The organism is Pseudomonas sp. NFPP12 (assembly GCF_900103205.1).
GTDB classification, from domain to species: Bacteria; Pseudomonadota; Gammaproteobacteria; order Pseudomonadales; family Pseudomonadaceae; genus Aquipseudomonas; species Aquipseudomonas protegens.
Genome location: NZ_FMWW01000003.1, coordinates 286,032 through 301,230 on the forward strand (window position 1 = coordinate 286,032; position 15,199 = coordinate 301,230).

The window sequence follows — 15,199 nt, forward strand, 5'->3', positions numbered from 1 at the left end:
TCCCATTCCGTGATGGTTCGACGACACCTCGTCCACGAGCCAACCTGACCAGGCATATGGCGCACAATGACTTCTAAAAACAAACCTGCCAACGCAGTCTCCGAGATGACGCTGACCTCCCCCACAACTAGCCCCTCAGACCCGAAGCCATTGTCCAGCTCACGCCCCCTGTCGACTCAGCAGTACCTGTATTTCACCGAAACCAATACCGACCGCATCCTCGACAACCTCGACGGTCTGCGCGACACGGTGTTCCCGCGGCCACCGCACCTGGAAGGCGAGCCGGACAACCGTCGCGACCAGGAATTTCCTTCGGTCTGCCTGATCGGCCTGGGCCGCTGCGGCTCCAACATCGCCCTGGATGTGGCCGAGCTGGTGTACAACGCCCGCAAGTTCTACCTCAACGAATTCAATAACGAAGACAAGGCCTACGAAGGCGGCTATAGCCCCGGCCAGTGGATCCGCCAGAACCTGCGCCTGGGCCAGAACAAGGCCAGCAAGCCGGTGTTCCTGGTGGAGCCGCTGGTGATGCTCGGCGACCTGGACAAGGACATTGCCGGGCGCATCCGTTTCTCGCGCAAGGGCGAGAAAAGCGGCTTCATCCGCGACTACAGCAAAATGAAGATCATGGACCTCTCGGAAGTCCACGCCGGTGGCGCCGGTAACGCGCCGATCCTCGGCCAGTACCTGGCCAAGATCATCCTCAACAAGGACACCCAGCGCTTCTCCAGCCCCGACTGGAAGATGATCCACTCGTACCTGATCGACTCCTGCGGGATCAAGGCCAACCAGTCGCGCCTGTACTTCTCGATCTTCAGTGCCGGCGGCGGTACCGGCTCGGGCATGGCCTCGGAATTCGGCCTGGCCCAGCAGTACTCGTACATGAACAAGACCTTCGACACCAAGCCGATGGACGAGCACGACAGCAAGAGCGGGCACTCCTTCGTCTTCGAGCCGATCTTCACCAGTGGCATCTGCGTGCTACCGAACATTTCGGACCATCGCAGCGAAATGTCCGAGGCGCTGCACATCAACGCCGGCCGCCTGCTGTGCAAATACCTTTCGGAAGAGTGGGACTTCTCCTACAACTTCGACAATGAAGACAGCAGCGAAGCCAGCGTGATGGGACGGATCCGCCCCTGGAACGCGATGATGCTGATCTCCAACGACATCATGCGCTACGCCGAAGAAAGCGATGACGGCAACATCCAGAACATCGACGTCAACGCCATGGAGAAGCACGCCAACCAGTACATCTCCCAGCAGATCTTCAACATCCTCACCGCCCAGGCGGTGACCACCGACTACGACCAGAACTACTTCCGGCGGGCCGGCATCGACATCGGCGAAACCATCCGCCTGGATGCCAACGACCTGTTCATGAGCCTGGCGGGCCCGGTGGCGATCGCCTATGCCGAGTCCGTGGTGCCGGAGCAGCCGGTGCCCACGGGCGACAAGTTCAAGGTGTTCGAAAAAGAACCCCAGCGCCTGAACATCGACGACCTGTTCTTCCGCTCCATCGACCTGCCGCACTTCAACAAGGTGACCCAGGCCATCGAGGGCATCAGCCTGCTGCCGATCGAGTCCAAGCGCTACCGCGCGGCCCTGGAGCAATACAAGGCTTCGGGTTATGACGCCGCGGCGCTGCATGACCTGCACTTCTTCAAGAACTGCTCGTCGGTGGTATCGATCGTGTCCCTGCCCAAGGACTACAAACTGTCCTACATGGACCTGAACCGGCTCAAGACCCACCTCAACAGCCTGTTTCCCAACACCACCCTCAAGCGCTACGCGCTGGTGATCGGCGCTTCGGCCAACCTGTCGCTGACCACCCTGATCGCCAAGAGCCCGTGCCTGTCGGATGACTTCCTGACCCTGATCGTGGCCTTTATCAAGCGTTGCTTTGCGCGTAATCCATACCGTTTCGACGACACCCTGGACAACTCGGTGCTGGATTTCATCGTCAGTGACCAGTTCGATGAAGACCGCATCGACGATCTGCTCAACGAATTCGAGAACCCGGCGAAGATCCTCGACACCAACTGGTATGCGATCAAGCCGATGTACGAGAAGAAATACCGCGAGCTGATCAACGACAAGGACAAGTTCGTCTCGATCAACGACATCCGCCTGTCCCGCGATTGCGTGAAGAAGGCCATCAAGTACCTGCGGGAAATCTACCGCCACCGTATCGGCAAGACCCGGGTCATCTCGCTCAACAGTCACACGGGCAAGACCGCGTATTAAGAAGGGCTTCGCCGGCCAGCCGGCTTCTGCACGGCAGGGGAAAACCTGCTGTCCTGTGGGAGCCGGCTGGCTGGCGAATGGTCAACTTGCTCACATCGCGAAACAATTAAGCAGCTCGTCGGCTGGGCTTGAAACTGTTCCCCTTCCGTGAACGTCACCCTGAGGGAAAAGCCCGTGGGGCCTTTCTCTACGGCAAGGTGCCATCACTGGATTCACGGTTACTCGGCTACACACTTTTGTCCGACAAAAACCCGCCCCTTATCGGTGCACGCGCTTAGCGCGATGCCCTTTCCTGGATCAGGATCCAGGGTGAAACCACCACCGCCCACAGCGTCGGATCACGTTCCAGCAGATCGGATGCCCGCGTCGCAGACAGTTTCTCGACCTTTCCTTCGGCCAGCCAGGCCGCCACTTTTTCTGCCTGGTTCTCGGCCACGGCCTGGGCCGCCTCGATCAGATCCAGGTCAGCCTCGACCCACAATAGGGCACCCTTGGCGAAGAACGGCTCCAGTTCCTTCCAGCTGATAGATGCGGTCTCACCAAGCAGCTTGGCATAGAGGGTGCTAGGTTCTTGAGTCATGGGACTGTCCAGAAATGAAATCGGCGCAATCATAACGTCGGGGCTCTGGCAGAAAAACCCAGAAGCAAGCGTGACACCGATCGAGAAGCTCAGAAGCGCCAGGGACTGACGCCGAACCGGGCGCAAGCCACGCCGCAAATCTGTCTTTTTCTTTCAATTAAGCGACACCCCGCGTTTTTGCCCCCAGCAGCCAGCTTTTCAAGCGAACAACCGGCGCTCTACACTGTACCGGTACAGTTGCCAGGGGCATTTTCCGACGGGTATTCACGAAATATCTGATTCGGTTCTGCGACCAAGGCCGCCGGAACTATAAAAATTACAACAGTAAGAGTGGAGCACTATGAATAAGGCTACTAAGCAGATTTCCAAACTGTTTGCCGCTATGGTCCTGGCCGGGGTTGCCAGCCATTCGTTCGCAGCTGACACCATCAAGATCGGTATCGCCGGCCCCAAGACCGGTCCTGTAGCCCAATACGGCGACATGCAGTTCAGTGGCGCGAAAATGGCCATCGAACAAATCAACGCCAAAGGCGGCGTCAACGGCAAGAAGCTCGAAGCCGTTGAATACGACGATGCCTGTGATCCCAAGCAAGCCGTGGCAGTCGCCAACAAAGTGGTCAACGATGGCGTCAAGTACGTGGTCGGCCACCTGTGCTCCAGCTCCACTCAACCTGCTTCCGACATCTACGAAGACGAAGGCGTGATCATGATCACCCCGGCTGCCACCAGCCCGGACATCACCGCCCGTGGTTACAAGATGGTGTTCCGCACCATTGGCCTGGACAGCGCCCAGGGCCCTGCCGCCGGTAACTACATCGCCGACCACGTGAAACCCAAAGTGGTTGCCGTGCTCCACGACAAGCAGCAGTACGGTGAAGGCATCGCCACCGCCGTGAAGCAGACCCTGGAGAAGAAAGGCACCAAGGTCGCCGTATTCGAAGGCATCAACGCCGGCGACAAGGACTTCTCTTCGCTGATCGCCAAGCTCAAGCAGGCCAACGTCGACTTCGTCTACTACGGCGGCTACCACCCTGAGCTGGGTCTGATCCTGCGCCAATCCCAGGAAAAAGGCCTGAAGGCCAAGTTCATGGGCCCGGAAGGCGTGGGTAACGACTCCATTTCGCAGATCGCCAAGGATGCTTCCGAAGGCCTGCTGGTCACCCTGCCTAAATCCTTCGACCAGGACCCGGCCAACGTGGCCCTGGCTGACGCGTTCAAGGCCAAGAAAGAAGACCCGAGCGGTCCTTTCGTATTCCCTTCCTACTCCGCAGTTGAAGTCATCGCCGGCGCCATCACCAACGCCAAGAGCGAAGACGCGGCCAAGGTGGCTGAAGCCATCCACGCCGGCACCTTCAAGACCCCTACCGGCGACCTGAGCTTCGACGCCAAGGGCGACTTGAAAGACTTCAAGTTCGTGGTCTACGAGTGGCACTTCGGCAAACCTAAAACCGAAGTTTCCCCTCAGTAAGGCGCGGCCTGACTGACTGCCAATAAAGCCCACGGCGTGCCGTGGGCTTTGTTTTACGAATGTATGGGCCTGTGTTCCGTGATCCGGAATCCCGCCCACCTGAAAATCTCAAAACCGTCATCAGCGGTTCGCTGGCAAAACCCAGCCCGAAGTGGGTGCAGATCCACGGGGCCTGGGCGGGAAAATGACTCCACCAGTGAAATGCGTATCAGGTTTTTAGGAGCGTTGTAATGCCTGACATCTATCACTTTTTCCAACAGCTGGTTAACGGTCTCACCGTTGGCAGCACGTATGCCCTGATCGCCATCGGCTATACGATGGTTTACGGCATCATTGGAATGATCAACTTCGCCCACGGCGAGGTGTACATGATCGGTTCCTACGTGGCGTTCATCGCCATCGCCGGGCTGGCCATGATGGGACTCGACAGCGTCCCGCTCTTGATGACCGCAGCCTTCATCGCGAGCATCGTCGTCACCAGTGCCTACGGCTACAGCATCGAACGGATCGCCTACCGCCCCTTGCGGGGTAGTAACCGCCTGATCCCGCTGATCTCCGCCATCGGCATGTCGATCTTCCTGCAGAACACCGTTCTGCTGGCGCAGGACTCCAAGGACAAATCCATTCCCAACCTGATCCCGGGCAACTTCTCCATCGGGCCAGGCGGCGCACATGAAGTGCTGATTTCCTACATGCAGATCGTGGTATTCGTGGTGACCCTCATCGCCATGCTCGGCCTGACGCTGTTCATCTCCCGTTCTCGCCTGGGTCGCGCCTGCCGCGCCTGTGCCGAGGACATCAAGATGGCCAACCTCCTGGGGATCAATACCAACAACATCATCGCCCTGACCTTCGTGATCGGCGCCGCGCTGGCGGCCATCGCCGCCGTGCTGCTGAGCATGCAATACGGTGTGATCAACCCCAACGCCGGTTTCCTGGTGGGCCTGAAGGCCTTCACCGCAGCGGTCTTGGGCGGCATCGGCAGTATCCCGGGCGCGATGCTCGGCGGGCTGGTGCTGGGGGTGGCCGAAGCCTTTGGTGCCGACGTGTTCGGCGACCAGTACAAGGACGTCGTGGCGTTCGGCCTGTTGGTTCTGGTGCTGTTGTTCCGTCCGACCGGCATTCTGGGCCGTCCGGAGGTTGAGAAAGTATGACTAGGAATCTTAAATCGGCGCTGTTCAGCGCCTTGTTGGTCTGGGCTGTCGCCTACCCGGTGCTGGGCCTGAAACTGACCATCGTCGGCATCAACCTGGAAGTCCACAACACCAGCCCGACCATTCTTGCCACCATCGCGGTGTGCTCGGTGCTGATGTTCCTGCGGGTGCTGTTCCATAGCCAGATCAGCGCCGCCTGGAAGTCCTCTCCCAGCATGCCGTTGATCCCGGCCAAGGCCAGCAACTTCCTGACCCTGCCCAGCACCCAGCGCTGGATCATCCTGGCGTTGATCCTTGGCGCCCTGGTCTGGCCGTTCTTCGGCTCCCGCGGGGCGGTGGACATTGCCACGCTGATCCTGATCTACGTGATGCTGGGCCTGGGCCTGAACATCGTGGTCGGCCTGGCCGGCCTGCTGGACCTGGGTTACGTGGGTTTCTACGCCGTCGGCGCCTACAGCTATGCGCTGCTGTCGCACTACTTCGGCCTGAGCTTCTGGATCTGCCTGCCGATCGCCGGCCTGATGGCGGCCACTTTCGGCTTCCTGCTGGGCTTCCCGGTGCTGCGCCTGCGGGGTGACTACCTGGCAATCGTGACCCTGGGCTTTGGCGAGATCATCCGTCTGCTGCTGCGCAACATGACCGATCTCACCGGCGGCCCCAACGGCATCAGCAACATCGAGAAGCCGACCTTCTTCGGCCTGACCTTCGAGCGCAAGGCAGCAGAAGGCATGCAGACCTTCCACGAGTTCTTCGGCCTGCAGTACAACTCGATCAACAAGGTGATCTTCCTCTACCTGGTGGCCCTGCTGCTGGCACTGGCGGCGCTGTTCGTCATCAATCGCCTGCTGCGCATGCCCATCGGCCGTGCCTGGGAAGCCTTGCGTGAAGACGAGATCGCCTGCCGTGCCCTGGGCCTGAACCCCACGGTGATCAAGCTCTCGGCCTTTACCCTGGGCGCCGCGTTCGCCGGTTTCGCCGGCAGCTTCTTCGCCGCGCGCCAAGGCCTGGTGACCCCGGAATCCTTCACCTTCATCGAGTCGGCGATCATCCTCGCCATCGTCGTGCTGGGTGGCATGGGCTCGCAGCTGGGTGTGATCCTGGCGGCGATCGTGATGATCCTCTTGCCTGAAATGATGCGTGAATTCAGCGAATACCGGATGTTGATGTTCGGCGCCATGATGGTGCTGATGATGATCTGGCGTCCTCAAGGTCTGCTGCCCATGCAACGTCCTCACATGGAGCTGCGCAAATGAGCCGTGAGATCCTCAAAGTAACCGGCCTGTCGATGCGCTTCGGCGGCCTGCTGGCGGTCAACGGCGTGGCCCTGACCGTCAAGGAAAAACAAGTGGTGGCATTGATCGGCCCGAACGGTGCCGGCAAGACCACGGTGTTCAACTGCCTGACCGGTTTCTACCAGCCCAGCGCCGGCAGCATCCTTCTGGACGGCGAGCCGATCGAAGGCCTGCCGGGCCACAAGATCGCCCGCAAGGGCGTGGTGCGTACCTTCCAGAACGTGCGGCTGTTCAAGGACATGACCGCGGTCGAGAACCTGTTGATCGCCCAGCACCGGCACCTGAACACCAACTTCCTCTCCGGGCTGTTCAAGACCCCGGCGTTTCGCAAGAGCGAGCGCGAGGCCATGGAGTACGCCGGCTACTGGCTGGACAAGGTCAACTTGCGGGAGTTCGCCAACCGCCCCGCCGGCACCCTGGCCTATGGTCAGCAACGGCGCCTGGAAATCGCCCGCTGCATGATGACCCGCCCGCGGATCCTCATGCTCGACGAGCCAGCCGCCGGCCTCAACCCCAAGGAGACCGAGGACCTCAAAGCGCTGATCAGCGTGCTGCGCGAAGAGCACAACGTCACCGTGCTGCTGATCGAACACGACATGAAACTGGTCATGAGCATTTCCGACCATATCGTGGTGATCAATCAGGGCACGCCCCTGGCCGACGGCACGCCGGAACAGATCCGCGACAATCCCGAAGTGATCAAAGCCTACCTGGGGGAAGCGTAAATGCTGCAGTTCGAAAACGTTTCCACCTTCTACGGCAAGATCCAGGCGTTGCACAGCGTCAACGTCGAGATCCGCCAGGGCGAGATCGTCACCCTGATCGGTGCCAACGGTGCCGGCAAGTCCACCCTGCTGATGACCCTCTGCGGCTCGCCCCAGGCCCACAGCGGCAGCATCCGTTACCTGGGTGAAGAACTGGTGGGGCAAAGCTCGGCGCAGATCATGCGCAAGAGCATTGCCGTGGTGCCGGAAGGCCGCCGGGTATTCGCCCGCCTGACCGTGGAAGAGAACCTCGCCATGGGCGGCTTCTTCACCGACAAGGGCGACTACCAGGAGCAGATGGACAAGGTCCTGGAGCTGTTCCCGCGGCTCAAGGAGCGCTTCACCCAGCGCGGCGGCACCATGTCCGGCGGCGAACAGCAGATGCTCGCCATCGGCCGTGCGCTGATGAGCAAGCCCAAGCTGCTGCTCCTGGACGAACCGTCCCTGGGTCTGGCGCCGATCATCATCCAGCAGATCTTCGACATCATCGAACAGCTGCGCCGCGACGGCGTGACGGTGTTCCTGGTGGAGCAGAACGCCAACCAGGCGCTGAAGATCGCCGACCGCGCCTATGTGCTGGAAAACGGCCGGGTGGTGATGCAAGGCACCGGTGAATCGCTGCTGACCGATCCGAAGGTGCGTGAAGCCTACCTGGGCGGCTAAGCACCTGCGTCACTGAAAACGGCCCTTCGGGGCCGTTTTTTTTATTCCGGGATAAAAAACTGCCCCGGGCTGTAACGAATCCCTATGAGCCTTCTCTAGAGGGGTAAGCAAGCACAGATGCTTCCTTACCCCAACCGCACTGGAGAAACATCATGAGCAACACTCGTACCCTGTCCGCCACTGCCCTGGTCCTGGCCCTGGGCTCTGCCCTCAGCGTCGCCGCCCTGCCCACCACCGCCCATGCTGCGGACGACATGGAAAAGTGCTTCGGCGTGGCCATGAAGGGCAAGAACGATTGCGCCGCGGGCGCCGGCACCACCTGCGCCGGGACCTCCAAGGTCAACGACCAGGCCAACGCCTGGAAGCTGGTACCCAAGGGTAGCTGCGAGAAAACCGCCAGCAGTACCTCGCCTACCGGTTTCGGCCAGCTCGAAGCCTTCAAAGCCAAGTCCTGATCCTGCGCCAGCCTGAGTGTCGACGATGAACACCACTCCGCTGCACCATCCTGGCCACGACATTCAGGCGCGCGCCTCCAGCCTGCCGCCCCACGCCGGGCTGGGGCTCAAGACCGAGCATTTCAAACACGTGCTGGAACAGCGGCCCGACATCGGTTTCTTCGAGGTGCATGCGGAGAACTACATGGTGGCGGGCGGCCCTTTCCACCATTACCTGGGCCTGATCCGCGAACGCTACCCGCTGTCGCTGCACGGTGTCGGCCTGTCCATCGGTGGCGAAGGCCCCCTGGACCTGGCTCACCTGGAGCGGCTGGCCGGCTTGATCGAACGCTATCAGCCCCAGTCCTTTTCCGAACACCTGGCCTGGTCCAGCCACGGCCCGGTGTTCCTCAACGACCTGCTGCCCCTGGCCTACGACGGGCCCACCTTGCGCCGGGTCTGCGAGCACATCGACCAGGTGCAGAACCATCTGGGACGAACCATGCTGCTGGAAAATCCGGCCACCTACCTGCAATTCCAACGCTCGACCCTGGATGAGACCGACTTCATCCGCGAAGTGGTCCAGCGCAGCGGCTGCGGCCTGCTGCTGGACGTCAACAACCTCTATGTGTCGTGCATCAATCACCAGCGCGATCCCCTGGCCTACCTGCAAGCACTGCCGCTGCAGGCGGTGGGCGAGATTCATCTGGCCGGGTTCGCCGAAGACCGGGACAGCCTCGGTGACCGTCTGTTGATCGACGATCACGGTGCCCCGGTCGACGCTGCGGTCTGGGCCCTGTACCAGGAGGTGCTGGGGCTCATCGGCCCGATGGCCACCCTGATCGAGCGCGACAACCACCTGCCGGCCTTTGCCACCCTGATGGCCGAGGCCTGCCAGGCAGAAGCGCTGTTGCTCGGCGCCCAGGTGCAGCCATGAGCGGCCAGGGGGAATTCGCCAGGGCCCTGCTGAGCGCCGAACCGGGCTGCCCACAGGGGCTGTCCAGCAGCAACGGCGCCGATCCGGCCAGCCGCTTCGCGGTCTATCGCAACAATGTGCAGGCCTCGTTGAGCAACGCCCTGGCCGAGTCATACCCGGTCGTCATGCAATTGGTTGGTCGCGAGTTTTTCAACGCCATGGCCGCGCTCTACATCCGGGACTTCGCCCCCGCCAGCCCTCTGCTCAACGACTATGGCCGGGACCTGGGCGACTTTATCCAGGGCTTCGGGCCGGCCGCCGGCCTGCCCTACCTGGCCGACATGGCCCGCCTTGAACGGCTGCGGGTCGAGGCCTACCACGCCGCCGACGCCCGCCCCATGGAGCCGTCACGGCTACTGGCGGCGATGAACCAGCCCGACCGCCTCGGCCAGGCGCAACTGCTCCTGCATCCGTCACTGCGCACCCTGCACTCCGGCTACGCCGTAGTGAGCCTGTGGGCGGCGCACCAGAGCGACCAGCCCTGGCCGGCTTTCGACCTGCAGCAGGGGCAGAACGCCCTGGTGCTACGCAACGCCCTGGAGGTCGAGGTGATCGCCGTGGATACCGGCGCCATGACCTTCATTGAAGCCCTACGCAACCACTGGCCGCTGGAAATCGCCGCGGCCCATGCCCTGGACGCCCAGGCCGACTTCGACCTGGGCCAGTGCCTGGGGCTGCTGCTCGGCCACGGCGCTCTTATCGACCTGCAACCCCAGAAGAAGGCCTGACCATGAACACCCAGACAGAAACACCCATTGCCGGACTGGTGAATCGGATCATTCAAGGGTTTGAGCGCATTCCCTACAGCCTGATCGCCTTTATCGCGCGTTTTTCCATTGCCGCGGTGTTCTGGAAATCCGGACAGACCAAGGTCGAGGGGCTGGCCATCGACCTGGTCGATGGCACCTTCCAAATGGGCTGGCCGCGCCTGGCGGATTCGACCATTCCCCTGTTCAAGAGCGAGTACCACGTGCCCCTGTTGACGCCGGAAGTGGCGGCGCACCTGGCGGCCTTTGCCGAGCATTTTTTCCCGATGCTGATCCTGCTGGGCCTGGCCACGCGCTTTTCCGCCCTGGCGTTGCTGGGGATGACCCTGACCATCCAGCTCTTCGTCTACCCGGACGCCTACCCGACCCACGGCACCTGGGCGGCGATCTTCCTGCTGTTGATGGCCCGCGGCCCGGGCGTGTTGTCCCTCGACCACCTGCTGGCCCGGCATTTTCGCCACCGTCCTCTGTAGCCGCTGCCGCAGGCTGCGAAAAGGGCCGCAGGCCCATCAAGTTCACAAACGACGGTAAAGCCGGAGGAAGCTACAAACGATCCAGCGCCTCACCGCTGCGACGAAACCAGTCCATCAGGTAATCGGCCAGCACCTGGGTACGCTTGGGCAGGCCGCCCTGATAGGAGTGCACCAGGTACATCGGCATGCTGCGGGTCTGGTAGTCCCGCAACAGCCAGCGCAGGCGGCCGTCCGCCAGTTCGCTGTGCAGCACATAGGACGGCAGCCGGGCGATCCCCGCGCCTACCAGGGCAGCCTTCTTCAGGAGGTTGTAGTGGTTGCTGGCGAAGGGGCCGCTGACCCGCACCCGCAACAGTTCATGGCGCTGGTGGTACAACCACTCTTCCCGACCGCTGTAATGGCTATTGAGCAGGCAGCGATGCCCGGCCAGCTCCTGAGGCGTGCGCGGCTCGCCGTATTGCTCCAGGTAGGCCGGGCTGGCGCAGGTCATTTCATGCCAGGCCAACAGCGGCCGGGCCACCAGGCGCTGGTCGTTGGCCACCTCCGAGCGCACGGCCAGATCGAAACCCTCCCGGGTCAGGTCGCGGTAGCTGTTGTTCAGGTCCAGCTCGATCTGCACCTGGGGATAGTGCCGGGAGAACTCCAGCAGCAGGCCGTCGAAAAAGGTTTCCCCCAGGGAGACCGGGACGGTGAGGCGCACCGGCCCGGCCATATCGTCCTTGAGCCGCGCCAGGGCCTGGTGGGCCCGCTCGACCTGAGCCACCAGGGCCTGGGCCTGGGGTAGCAACGCCGCGCCGGCGGCCGTGAGGTCCAGGCGCCGGGTGGTGCGTTGCAGCAGTACCACGGCGTAGCGGGCTTCCAGGGCGCTGATGCGTTTGGAGAGCTGGCCCTTGCTGCACCCCAACCGCTGGGCCGCCAGGGTAAAGCTGCCGGCTTCCACCAGCACCGCAAATGCCGCCAGGTCATCCATCTCGCTCATGGATTGTTTCCATTTGAAAACCAAAGGTTGCCTATTAGCGCGTTAATCCATGAAAAAAACCACTCTAGACTGCAACCTCACCCCCCTTTTCGAGGAACAGCCCATGAAGATTCTCTTGATCGGTGCCAATGGCACCATTGGTTCGGCGGTCGCGCGGGAGCTGGAACAACGTCACGAAGTGGTGCGCATCGGCCGTACCAGCGGTGATTTCCAGGTGGATATCAGCGACAGCCAGTCGATCCGCGCGCTGTTCGAAAAGACCGGGCGCTTCGATGCGCTGGTGTGCGCCGCCGGTAACGTGACCTTCGCGCCGCTGGGGGAAATGACTGCCGAGCACTTCAGCCTGGGCCTCGAGGACAAGCTGATGGGCCAGGTCAACCTGCTGCTGATCGGCCGCGAGTACGCCAACGACGGCGCCTCCTTCACCTTCACCACTGGCGTACTGAGCCATGACCCGATCCGCAGCGGCGCCTCGGCCGCCCTGGTCAACGGCGCCATCGACAGCTTCGTGAGGGCCGCTGCCATCGAGCTGCCCCGGGGCCTGCGGGTCAACTCCATCAGCCCCAACGTGCTGCTCGAAGCCATGGGCAGCTACGCGCCCTACTTCCGTGGCTTCAAGCCGGTGCCGGCGGCCGACGTGGCCCTGGCCTACGCCAAGAGCGTGGAAGGCCTGCAGACCGGCCAGACCTACCGCGTCGGCTAAGCCCGTTTGTGCAAAAGCCGGCTTGTGCAGGAGCTGGCTCGCCCACGCAGGCGTCCTCCCAACCCACACAAGGCTCCTGGGCCTCTTCGCCGGCAAGCCGGCGCCTACAGTGGATGGCGCTGCTGCGTTCAATCCGGGGTTGTGGTGGCCGGGCGGGCTGCGTAACGTGTCGGACTTCCGCCTGGAGGCCCAATGATGCGCACCGCCCGTTCCCTGCTTTGTTTCGCCCTGTTGCCGCTGTTTGCCGGCTGCCAGATGCTGCCGATGTTCAACCAACAGCCCCAGGCGCCGTCCATGGCCGGGTTGACCCGGATGCAGGGTGAACTCAGTGCCGCCGATGGCAAGCTGCTGTTCAAACCCTGCACCGAAGACCGCCGTTATGTGGTCAACGATGGCGGCAACACCAGTGTGCTGCAGGAAGCGGCAACCCTGGCCGAGAAGCAGGGCAAGCTGTTTGCCGACCTGCGGGGCAAGTTCTCCGCCAGTGCCAGCAGCGACGGCCAGCTGGACCTGCGCCAGCTGTACCGCGTGGAGCGCTCCGCCAGCGCCTGCAGCGACCCGAACTTCCAGCGCCTGATCCTGCGGGCCGGTAGCAAGAACCCGGCGTGGAACGTCGATGTCAGCGCCAAGGGCATGATGATCGAACGCGCCGGCCAGCCGACCCTGGCCCTGCCCTATCTGGAAGAACAGCTGGGGGATGGCCGCTTCAACCTCACCAGTGAAGCCAATCACCAGCGCGTGGAGCTGTGGGTGGCCCCGCAACGCTGCGTCGACCCCGTCACCGGCAGCGTTCAGCACCTGAGCGCAGAGCTTCGGGTGGACGGCCAGGTGCAGCGCGGCTGCGGCTATTTCGGCGGCTCGCGCAACGACTGATTCGACGAGCAGCGGTTTTAGCCTCACGGCCAAGGTGGTTTGCGGCTTATAATCGCCCGTTTGTGCAAAGCAAGCCGGCGCACTGTTGCGCACCGCCTACCCCGGATCCTGTCATGTTACGAATCACCGAACTCAAGTTGCCGATCGACCATCCCGATGAAGACCTGCGCGCCGCCATCGTGCAGCGCCTGGGGATCGCCAGCGATGAGCTGCTCGATTTCACCTTGTTCAAGCGCAGCTACGATGCGCGCAAGAAGTCTTCCGAGCTGTGCTTCATCTACACCATCGACCTCAGCGTGCGCGACGAAGCGCCGCTGCTGCTCAAGTTCGCCGACGACCGTAACGTCAACCCGGCGCCGGATGTCAGCTACAAGGTGGTGGGCCAGGCTCCGGCCGACCTCAGCCAGCGGCCGATCGTGGTGGGCTTCGGCCCCTGCGGGATCTTCGCCGGCCTCTTGCTGGCGCAGATGGGCTTCAAGCCGATCGTCCTCGAACGTGGCAAGGAAGTGCGCCAGCGCACCAAGGACACCTGGGGCCTGTGGCGCAAGAGCGTGCTCAACCCCGAGTCCAACGTGCAATTTGGCGAAGGCGGCGCCGGCACCTTCTCCGACGGCAAGCTCTACAGCCAGATCAAGGACCCGCAACACCACGGCCGCAAGGTGCTCCACGAGTTCGTCAAGGCCGGTGCGCCGGACGAAATCCTCTACGTCAGCAAGCCGCACATCGGCACCTTCCGCCTCACCGGCGTGGTGGAAAACATGCGCCAGCAGATCATCGCCCTGGGCGGTGAAGTGCGCTTCGAGCAGCGGGTTACCGACGTGCTGATCGAAGACGGTCAACTGCAAGGTGTGGAACTGGCCAGCGGCGAACAACTGCATTCGCGGCACGTGATCCTGGCCCTGGGCCACAGCGCCCGCGACACCTTCCGCATGCTCCACAGCCGCGGCGTGTACATGGAAGCCAAGCCGTTCTCGGTGGGCTTTCGTATCGAGCACCCGCAATCGCTGATCGACAGCGCGCGCCTGGGCAAGTACGCCGGCCACCCGAAACTCGGCGCCGCCGACTACAAGCTGGTCCACCACGCCAAGAACGGCCGTTCGGTCTACAGCTTCTGCATGTGCCCAGGCGGTACCGTGGTGGCGGCGACCTCCGAGCCGAACCGGGTGGTGACCAATGGCATGAGCCAGTACTCGCGCAACGAGCGCAACGCCAACTCCGGCATCGTCGTGGGCATCACCCCGGAGGTGGATTACCCGGGCGGCCCGCTGGCAGGCATCGAGTTGCAGGAGCGCCTGGAGTCCCACGCCTTTGTCCTGGGTGGCAGTAACTACCAGGCCCCGGCGCAGCTGGTGGGCGACTTTATCGCCGGCAAGCCCACCACCGCCTTGGGCAGCGTCGAGCCGTCCTACAAGCCCGGCGTGACCCTGGGTGACCTGGCCCTGGCCTTGCCGGACTTTGCCATCGAGGCCATTCGTGAAGCCCTGCCGGCCTTCGAACGGCAGATCAAGGGTTACTCGCTACATGACGCGGTGCTGACCGGTATCGAGACCCGCACCTCATCGCCGCTGCGCATTACCCGCGACGCCTCGATGCAGAGCTTGAATGTGAAGGGGCTGTACCCGGCCGGTGAAGGCGCCGGTTATGCCGGTGGGATTCTCTCCGCCGGGGTCGACGGGATTCGCATTGCCGAAGCCGTGGCCCGCGACATTCTCGGCATCCAGGCCTGAGGGACGGGCCCTTTCGCCGGCAAGCCGGCTCCTACCGCCTACCGTAGGAGCTGGCTCGCCGGCGAAGGCGTCGTCCAGAACAACGCAAGGCTCAAGGGC

15 protein-coding genes are annotated in these 15,199 nt (G+C 62.6%); 13 read left to right on the forward strand and 2 right to left on the reverse strand.

Going from position 1 to position 15,199, the window contains the following annotated elements:
• The first annotated feature begins 66 nt into the window (after positions 1-66).
• A complete protein-coding gene (locus BLS75_RS14090) occupies positions 67-2,247 on the forward strand; it encodes a hypothetical protein (RefSeq protein ID WP_011059644.1) in 2,181 nt (726 codons plus the stop codon).
• Between the two features lie 274 nt (positions 2,248-2,521).
• Here the strand turns inward: BLS75_RS14090 and BLS75_RS14095 are convergent, their stop codons facing one another.
• Positions 2,522-2,827, reverse strand: a complete 306-nt coding sequence (locus tag BLS75_RS14095) for a DUF2288 domain-containing protein (RefSeq protein WP_041116319.1) — start codon at positions 2,825-2,827, stop codon at positions 2,522-2,524.
• 340 nt (positions 2,828-3,167) lie between these two features.
• Between BLS75_RS14095 and BLS75_RS14100 the strand changes: the two genes are divergently transcribed.
• The 9 genes from BLS75_RS14100 (at position 3,168) to BLS75_RS14140 (ending at position 10,818) form a co-directional block, all read left to right on the forward strand.
• Positions 3,168-4,295, forward strand: coding sequence for a branched-chain amino acid ABC transporter substrate-binding protein (locus BLS75_RS14100; RefSeq protein WP_011059642.1), 1,128 nt, complete (start codon positions 3,168-3,170; stop codon positions 4,293-4,295).
• Positions 4,296-4,525: 230 nt separating this feature from the next.
• Complete coding sequence (livH, locus tag BLS75_RS14105) at positions 4,526-5,449, forward strand: high-affinity branched-chain amino acid ABC transporter permease LivH (protein WP_011059641.1); 924 nt, start codon at positions 4,526-4,528, stop codon at positions 5,447-5,449.
• On the forward strand, positions 5,446-6,702 hold the full coding sequence (locus BLS75_RS14110; protein ID WP_011059640.1) for a high-affinity branched-chain amino acid ABC transporter permease LivM: 1,257 nt from the start codon (positions 5,446-5,448) through the stop codon (positions 6,700-6,702). The genes livH and BLS75_RS14110 overlap by 4 nt, the downstream gene beginning before the upstream one ends.
• Positions 6,699-7,466, forward strand: coding sequence for a high-affinity branched-chain amino acid ABC transporter ATP-binding protein LivG (gene livG / locus BLS75_RS14115; RefSeq protein WP_011059639.1), 768 nt, complete (start codon positions 6,699-6,701; stop codon positions 7,464-7,466). Before BLS75_RS14110 ends, livG begins: the two co-directional genes overlap by 4 nt.
• Positions 7,467-8,168, forward strand: a complete 702-nt coding sequence (locus tag BLS75_RS14120; RefSeq protein ID WP_015634412.1) for an ABC transporter ATP-binding protein — start codon at positions 7,467-7,469, stop codon at positions 8,166-8,168.
• A gap of 149 nt (positions 8,169-8,317) precedes the next feature.
• Positions 8,318-8,623 carry a BufA1 family periplasmic bufferin-type metallophore gene (locus tag BLS75_RS14125; protein WP_026020136.1) on the forward strand — a complete coding sequence of 102 codons (306 nt, stop codon included), beginning with the start codon at positions 8,318-8,320 and terminating at the stop codon, positions 8,621-8,623.
• Positions 8,624-8,648: 25 nt separating this feature from the next.
• Entirely contained in the window at positions 8,649-9,539 is an 891-nt protein-coding gene (locus BLS75_RS14130) for an MNIO family bufferin maturase (RefSeq protein ID WP_072451114.1), read from the forward strand.
• Positions 9,536-10,306, forward strand: a complete 771-nt coding sequence (locus tag BLS75_RS14135) for an HvfC/BufC N-terminal domain-containing protein (protein WP_072451115.1) — start codon at positions 9,536-9,538, stop codon at positions 10,304-10,306. The genes BLS75_RS14130 and BLS75_RS14135 overlap by 4 nt, the downstream gene beginning before the upstream one ends.
• A gap of 2 nt (positions 10,307-10,308) precedes the next feature.
• On the forward strand, positions 10,309-10,818 hold the full coding sequence (locus BLS75_RS14140) for a DoxX family protein (protein WP_072451116.1): 510 nt from the start codon (positions 10,309-10,311) through the stop codon (positions 10,816-10,818).
• Between the two features lie 70 nt (positions 10,819-10,888).
• Here BLS75_RS14140 and BLS75_RS14145 read toward each other — a convergent pair whose 3' ends face one another.
• On the reverse strand, positions 10,889-11,797 hold the full coding sequence (locus tag BLS75_RS14145) for a LysR family transcriptional regulator (RefSeq protein ID WP_072451117.1): 909 nt from the start codon (positions 11,795-11,797) through the stop codon (positions 10,889-10,891).
• A gap of 103 nt (positions 11,798-11,900) precedes the next feature.
• Between BLS75_RS14145 and BLS75_RS14150 the strand changes: the two genes are divergently transcribed.
• The 3 genes from BLS75_RS14150 (at position 11,901) to BLS75_RS14160 (ending at position 15,100) form a co-directional block, all read left to right on the forward strand.
• Positions 11,901-12,500: a short chain dehydrogenase gene (locus BLS75_RS14150; RefSeq protein ID WP_011059632.1), complete on the forward strand. Its 600-nt coding sequence runs from the start codon at positions 11,901-11,903 to the stop codon at positions 12,498-12,500.
• Positions 12,501-12,695: 195 nt separating this feature from the next.
• On the forward strand, positions 12,696-13,373 hold the full coding sequence (locus tag BLS75_RS14155) for a COG3650 family protein (protein ID WP_041120567.1): 678 nt from the start codon (positions 12,696-12,698) through the stop codon (positions 13,371-13,373).
• Between the two features lie 113 nt (positions 13,374-13,486).
• On the forward strand, positions 13,487-15,100 hold the full coding sequence (locus BLS75_RS14160; protein WP_011059630.1) for an NAD(P)/FAD-dependent oxidoreductase: 1,614 nt from the start codon (positions 13,487-13,489) through the stop codon (positions 15,098-15,100).
• Positions 15,101-15,199: the final 99 nt, after the last annotated feature.